The organism is Variovorax sp. 20P10.2.4, assembly GCF_058244205.1.
The window spans coordinates 1-5,863 of the sequence record NZ_JBZAYE010000471.1; the positions used below are offsets into that span (position 1 = coordinate 1).

Genomic DNA, 5,863 nt, shown 5'->3' on the forward strand with positions numbered 1-5,863 from the left:
GACCGTGAAGATGCGCAGCCGGCGGTCGGCCGCGGCGCAGCCTTCCTCGATGACCTGGCGGGCCTGGACGGCGTCCTCGCTGCCGGAGGCGGCATTGAGCACGATGAAGAGCGGGGTGTTCGGGCCGGTCTCGGGCACTGGCATGGGGCGTGTGGGGCTGGGGGCTCGTGGGGGAGGGACGTCGGATCGGCGTGGCGGGCGGGCGTTCCCGGCCCGCATGAAAAGCGCCGGCCGCGCGGCCGTCGGAAGACGATGGCCCGCGCGGACCCCGGTTTGTCGCACGGCCCGTGTCCGCTGCGTGGCAGGCACCTTCCCGACCCGCTGTGGGAGAGTTGCCCTCCGCCCGTAAAATCGCGGGCTTTCGCGGCGCACCGCCGCGCTTTCGTCCAACGCCCGGCCGCGCCGGCCGGCACCCTTCATGTTGACCTTCCAGCAAATCATTCTCAAATTGCAGTCGTACTGGGCCGACAAGGGCTGCGCGCTGCTGCAACCGTACGACATGGAAGTGGGCGCGGGCACCTCGCACACCGCCACCTTCCTGCGCGCGCTCGGCCCCGAGCCCTGGAAGGCCGCCTACGTGCAGCCCAGCCGCCGCCCCAAGGACGGCCGCTACGGCGAGAACCCCAACCGCGGCCAGCACTACTACCAGTACCAGGTCGTGCTCAAGCCCGCGCCCGCGAACATCCTCGAGCTCTACCTCGGCAGCCTCGAGGCGCTGGGCTTCGACCTCAAGAAGAACGACATCCGCTTCGTCGAGGACGACTGGGAGAACCCCACGCTCGGCGCCTGGGGCCTGGGCTGGGAGGTCTGGCTCAACGGCATGGAGGTGACGCAGTTCACCTACTTCCAGCAGGTCGGCGGCATCGACTGCAAGCCGATCACCGGCGAGATCACCTACGGCCTCGAGCGCCTGGCGATGTACCTGCAGGGCGTGGAGAACATGTACGACCTGGTGTGGACCGAAGGCCACGGTGGCGCCAAGCTCAGCTACGGCGACGTGTTCAAGCAGAACGAGGTCGAACAGTCGGCCTACAACTTCGAGCACTCCGATGCCGAGTTCCTGTTCACCGCCTTCGCCGCGCACGAGAAGCAGGCCAAGCACCTGATGGCCGAGCAGCTCGCGCTGCCGGCCTACGAGCAGGTGCTCAAGGCCGCGCACAGCTTCAATCTGCTCGACGCGCGCGGCGCGATCAGCGTGACCGAACGCGCGGCCTACATCGGCCGCATCCGCAACCTCGCGCGCAGCGTGGCGCAGAGCTACTACGACAGCCGGGAACGGCTGGGCTTCCCGATGGCACCGCGCGAATGGGTCGCGCAGATCGCACCGAAGAAGGCCGCCTGAGCGATGACGACCCCCATGAACAAGACCTCCCTGCTGGTTGAACTGTTTGTCGAAGAACTGCCGCCGAAGGCACTGAAGAAGCTCGGCGAGGCCTTCGCGGGCGTGCTGCGCGATCAGCTCGTGGCCCAGGGCCTGGCCGAGGCCGGCTCGGTGCTCACGCCCTTCGCCTCGCCGCGCCGCCTGGCCGCGCACCTCACGCACGTGGCCGAGCGCGCCGCCGACAAGGCCGTCTCGCAGAAGCTGATGCCTGTGGCCGTGGGGCTCGATGCCTCGGGCCAGCCCACGCCCGCGCTGCTCAAGCGCCTCGGCGCGCTCGGCGCCGACGCCTCGGCCGTGCCCGGCCTCAAGCGCGCCATGGACGGCAAGGCCGAAGCCCTGTTCTACGAGAGCACCGCCAAGGGCGCCACGCTGGCCGAAGGCCTGCAGAAGGCACTGGCCGAAGCCATCGCCAAGCTGCCGATTCCCAAGGTCATGAGCTACCAGCTCGAGAGCGGCTGCGAGCTGCCGGGCTGGACCAGCGTGAGCTTCGTGCGCCCCGCGCACGGCCTGGTCGCGCTGCATGGCGATGCCGTGGTGCCCGTCGAGGCGCTGGGTCTCCAGGCCGGCCGCGAAACGCACGGCCACCGCTTCGAGGCCGCGGTCGATCCCGTGGTGCTGCGCAACGCCGACAGCTATGCGCTGCAGCTGCAGGACGAGGGCGCGGTGATCGCGAGCTTCGAGGCGCGCCGCGCCGAGATCGCGCGCCAGCTCGCCGCGGCCGCGGTCCAGGTCGGCGGCGGCTCGGTGCCGATCCACGACGACGCGCTGCTCGACGAGGTCACGGCGCTGGTCGAACGGCCCAACGTGCTGGTCTGCAGCTTCGAGCGCGAGTTCCTCGAGGTGCCGCAGGAATGCCTGATCCTCACGATGAAGGCGAACCAGAAGTACTTCCCGCTGCTCGACGCCTCGAGCAGGCTCACCAACCGGTTCCTGGTCGTCAGCAACATCAGCCCCGACGATGCCAGCGCCGTCATCGGCGGCAACGAGCGCGTGGTGCGCCCGCGCCTGGCCGACGCCAAGTTCTTCTTCGACCAGGACCGCAAGAAGACGCTGGCCTCGCGCGTCGCGTCGCTGGGCAAGGTGGTCTATCACAACAAGCTCGGCACCCAGGGCGAACGCGTGGAGCGCGTGATGCGCATCGCGCGCGCCATCGCCGACAAGCTCGGCGATGCCAACGTGGCGCGCCAGGCCGTGCAGGCCGCCCAGCTGGCCAAGGCCGACCTCGTGACCGACATGGTCGGCGAGTTCCCCGAGCTGCAGGGCATCATGGGCCGCTACTACGCGCTGCACGACGGCCTCGACGCGGCCGTGGCCGATGCCATCGAGGACCACTACAAGCCGCGCTTCGCGGGCGACGAGCTGCCGCGCAACAGCGTCGGCCTGGTGGTCGCGCTGGCCGACAAGCTCGAGACCCTGGTCGGCATGTTCGGCATCGGCAACCTGCCCACCGGCGACCGCGATCCGTTCGCGCTGCGCCGCCATGCGCTGGGCGTGATTCGCATGCTTACCGAAAAGAAGCTTGCTCTTGGGTTGCCAGAATTGCTCTGGAATTCCGTGGACTGGTCTGTGGCGAAGCTATATGAGCAATACGCGGACTTTGATACAGCGCGTCTTACCGTAGAGCTCAATGACTTCTTGGTAGATCGATACGCTGGACTATTGCGGGAGCAAGGCTATTCAAGCAACGAGATATCGGCCGTTCTTTCTGAAGACGAACCGTTTCCTGACCGATTGGATTTGGTGCCCGCTCGTTTGAAAGCGGTTCGCGCTTTCTTGGAGCTTCCGGCAGCCGCCGCGCTGGCCGCGGCCAACAAGCGTATCGGCAACATCCTCAAGAAGGCCCCCGAGGCCGACGCCCACGTCAGCGAGCTGCTGCTGCAGGAGCCCGCCGAGAAGGCACTGCATGCCGCCATGGCGCAGGTGGTGCCCGCCGCCAACGCCCAGTTCGATGCCGGCGACTACACCGCCTCGCTGCAGACCCTGGCGGCGCTGCGCGAACCGGTCGACGCCTTCTTCGACGGCGTGATGGTCAATGCCGAGCAGGCCGACCTGCGGCTCAACCGGCTGGGGCTCCTGATGTCGCTGCATGCCGCGATGAACCGCGTGGCGCAGCTCGAGCGGCTGGCTGTCTGAAGACCGTCACTCGATAATCGATCGCGCATGAACCGGCAACAGCAACTGGATCAGTTCTCCCTCGCCTTGCACCAGCGGGCGGTGGCGGCGCTGCGCCAGGAGCCCGCGTTGCGCGAGCAGGCCCGCCGCACCCTCGAACGCTGGCGTCAGCAGTCGGGTCCCACGCGCTCCGACGTGCTGTGGGACGAGTGGGAGCGTCTTCTCGCCGGCGATGTCGGCGTGCTCGAAGATGCCGCGCTCGTCGAGTCCGAGCATGGACAGCTCATGCGCAGCGTGTCGCCGCTCGGCGGTCTCGTCTCGCAGGTCGAACGAATGGCATTGCTCAAGCAGGCGCGCGAGCAGGCCGCGACCCCATGAAGCTCGAAGAACTGCAGCACGTGTTGCGCGCTTCCGCGGCGATCTCGAAAGAAAGTTCTTTTGTGGTCGTCGGCAGCCAGGCCGTGCTGCTGCTGCTCGATCAACCGCCCGAGTCGCTGCTGGTGTCGCGCGAAATCGATCTCTACCCCGCACTGCATCCGGAACGCGCCGATCTGATCGACGGTGCGATCGGCATGCACTCGAGCTTTCACGAGACCTTCGGTTATTTCGCCGACGGTGTCGGGCCCGAGACCGCCGTCATGCCCGGCGACTGGATGAGTCGAGCCAGCCTGCACTACGTCGGCGAGATCACGGCCATCTGCCCGGAACTGCACGACCTGGTCGTTTCCAAGTGCGTGGCCGGTCGCGAGAAGGACGCCGATTTCGTTCGCGAGCTGTTGAAGCAGGACCTGGTATCGCTCGACACGCTGGTGCAGCGCATCGGCATGCTGGACGCGGCGAAGTATCCGCTGCCGCATCTGGTCGCCTGGGTGAAGCGGCGCAAGCTGGAGTCGGAAGGAACACCTCCATGAAACTCGTGATCCTCGACCGCAACGGCACGATCAACGTGCACCGCGAAGACTTCGTGAAGAGCGACACCGAGTGGACGCCGCTGCCCGGTGCGCTCGAGGCCGTGGCGCGGCTCAACCATGCGGGCTGGCACGTGGTGATCGCGTCGAACCAGTCGGGCCTGGGGCGCGGCCTGTTCGACATGGCCTCGCTCAACGCGATGCATGCCAAGATGCACAAGATGCTCGCGGCCGTGGGCGGGCGCGTCGATGCGGTGTTCTATTGCCCGCACAGCCCCGACGAGGACTGCGAATGCCGCAAGCCCAAGCCGGGCCTGTTCCAGCAGATCGGCGACCGCTTCGGCATCGACCTGGCCGGCGTGCCCACCGCGGGCGACAGCCTGCGCGACCTGCAGGCCGGCGCGGCCGCCGGCTGCGAACCGCACCTGCTGCTGACCGGCATGGGCGCGGCCTGCCGCGGCTTCGATCCGCTGCCTCCCGAATATCCGGCGGACACGAGGGTGCATGAAGACCTCGCCGCTTTCGTCGACTTTTTGCTCGCGCGCGAGGCGCGGGCCGAATCCATGCAGGTGGCTCTCTGATGGCGTTGCTCCGTTCCGTTCTCCACGCGCTGTGGATGTTCGTCACCGTCGTCCCCTGGGCGATCATCATGCTGGTGTGCTCGATCTGGATGCGCGGCATACCGCTGTACTGGATGGCGGCGCGCTGGCTCTCCTGGGCCGTCGGCAGCGGCGCGCGTGCGCTGCTGGGCATCCGGCTGCGCGTGAGCGGCATGGAGAACCTGCCGGCCGACAAGCTCGCGGGCGCGATCCTGCTGGTCAAGCACCAGTCCACGCTCGAGACCTTCCTGATGCCCACGCTGATGCCGCATCCGCTGGCCTACGTGTTCAAGAAGGAGCTGCTCTACGTGCCCTTCTTCGGCTGGGCCATGGGTCGGCTCGACATGATCCACATCGACCGCAGCCAGCGCGCCCAGGCCTTCAACAAGGTGGTGAGCCAGGGCCGCAAGCTGCTCGCGCAGGGCATCTGGATCATCATGTTCCCCGAGGGCACGCGCATCCCGCGTGGCCAGAAGGGCACCTACAAGAGCGGCGGCACGCGCCTGGCCTGCGAGACCGGCGTGCCCGTGATCCCGATCGCCGTGACCTCGGCCAAGGTCTGGCCGCGCAAGGCCTTCGTCAAGCGCGCCGGCGTGGTCGACGTGTCCATCGGTGTGCCGATCTCGAGCGCGGGCCGCAAGCCCGACGAGCTGATGCGCGAGGTCGAGGCCTGGATCGAGGCCGAGATGCATCGCCTCGATCCCGAGGCGTACCGCGATGCCGATGCCACCGGTGGCGTGGCCGGCAGCAGCGCCACGGTCGAGAAGGCGGGTTGAAGGCGCGCGCGTCTTCGGCCGTCGTCCCTTCCTTGTCGTCCATCATCGGGAACCACGCATGCGGGAGCTGATGCAGCTGGCGCTGGA

The 5,863-nt window shown here is 67.9% G+C and carries 6 protein-coding genes; all 6 read left to right on the plus strand.

The features are described 5' to 3' along the window. Positions 1-418 precede the first annotated feature (418 nt). From glyQ to AC27VN_RS30530, 6 genes are read left to right on the plus strand one after another with little or no spacing between them, the layout of a single operon-like run. Positions 419-1,342, plus strand: a complete 924-nt coding sequence (glyQ, locus tag AC27VN_RS30505; protein WP_093348286.1) for a glycine--tRNA ligase subunit alpha — start codon at positions 419-421, stop codon at positions 1,340-1,342. Positions 1,343-1,357: 15 nt separating this feature from the next. Next, positions 1,358-3,514: a glycine--tRNA ligase subunit beta gene (gene glyS, locus AC27VN_RS30510; protein WP_490878979.1), complete on the plus strand. Its 2,157-nt coding sequence runs from the start codon at positions 1,358-1,360 to the stop codon at positions 3,512-3,514. 27 nt (positions 3,515-3,541) lie between these two features. Further along, positions 3,542-3,871 (plus strand): hypothetical protein, encoded by a 330-nt coding sequence (locus AC27VN_RS30515; RefSeq protein WP_209543870.1) that lies wholly within the window; start codon positions 3,542-3,544, stop codon positions 3,869-3,871. Continuing rightward, positions 3,868-4,404, plus strand: a complete 537-nt coding sequence (locus AC27VN_RS30520; RefSeq protein ID WP_093348278.1) for a DUF6036 family nucleotidyltransferase — start codon at positions 3,868-3,870, stop codon at positions 4,402-4,404. Before AC27VN_RS30515 ends, AC27VN_RS30520 begins: the two co-directional genes overlap by 4 nt. Further along, positions 4,401-4,982, plus strand: coding sequence for a D-glycero-beta-D-manno-heptose 1,7-bisphosphate 7-phosphatase (gene gmhB / locus AC27VN_RS30525; protein ID WP_172705816.1), 582 nt, complete (start codon positions 4,401-4,403; stop codon positions 4,980-4,982). The genes AC27VN_RS30520 and gmhB overlap by 4 nt, the downstream gene beginning before the upstream one ends. Beyond that, positions 4,982-5,776 (plus strand): lysophospholipid acyltransferase family protein, encoded by a 795-nt coding sequence (locus tag AC27VN_RS30530; RefSeq protein WP_208510945.1) that lies wholly within the window; start codon positions 4,982-4,984, stop codon positions 5,774-5,776. The genes gmhB and AC27VN_RS30530 overlap by 1 nt, the downstream gene beginning before the upstream one ends. Positions 5,777-5,863: the final 87 nt, after the last annotated feature.

Bases quoted from the DNA above. Each gene is read 5' to 3' on its own strand.
- glyQ (WP_093348286.1), top strand. From the start codon at position 419: ATGTTGACCTTCCAGCAAATCATTCTCAAATTGCAGTCGTACTGGGCC.
- AC27VN_RS30520 (WP_093348278.1), top strand. From the start codon at position 3,868: ATGAAGCTCGAAGAACTGCAGCACGTGTTGCGCGCTTCCGCGGCGATC.
- glyS (WP_490878979.1), top strand. From the start codon at position 1,358: ATGAACAAGACCTCCCTGCTGGTTGAACTGTTTGTCGAAGAACTGCCG.
- AC27VN_RS30515 (WP_209543870.1), top strand. From the start codon at position 3,542: ATGAACCGGCAACAGCAACTGGATCAGTTCTCCCTCGCCTTGCACCAG.
- gmhB (WP_172705816.1), top strand. From the start codon at position 4,401: ATGAAACTCGTGATCCTCGACCGCAACGGCACGATCAACGTGCACCGC.
- AC27VN_RS30530 (WP_208510945.1), top strand. From the start codon at position 4,982: ATGGCGTTGCTCCGTTCCGTTCTCCACGCGCTGTGGATGTTCGTCACC.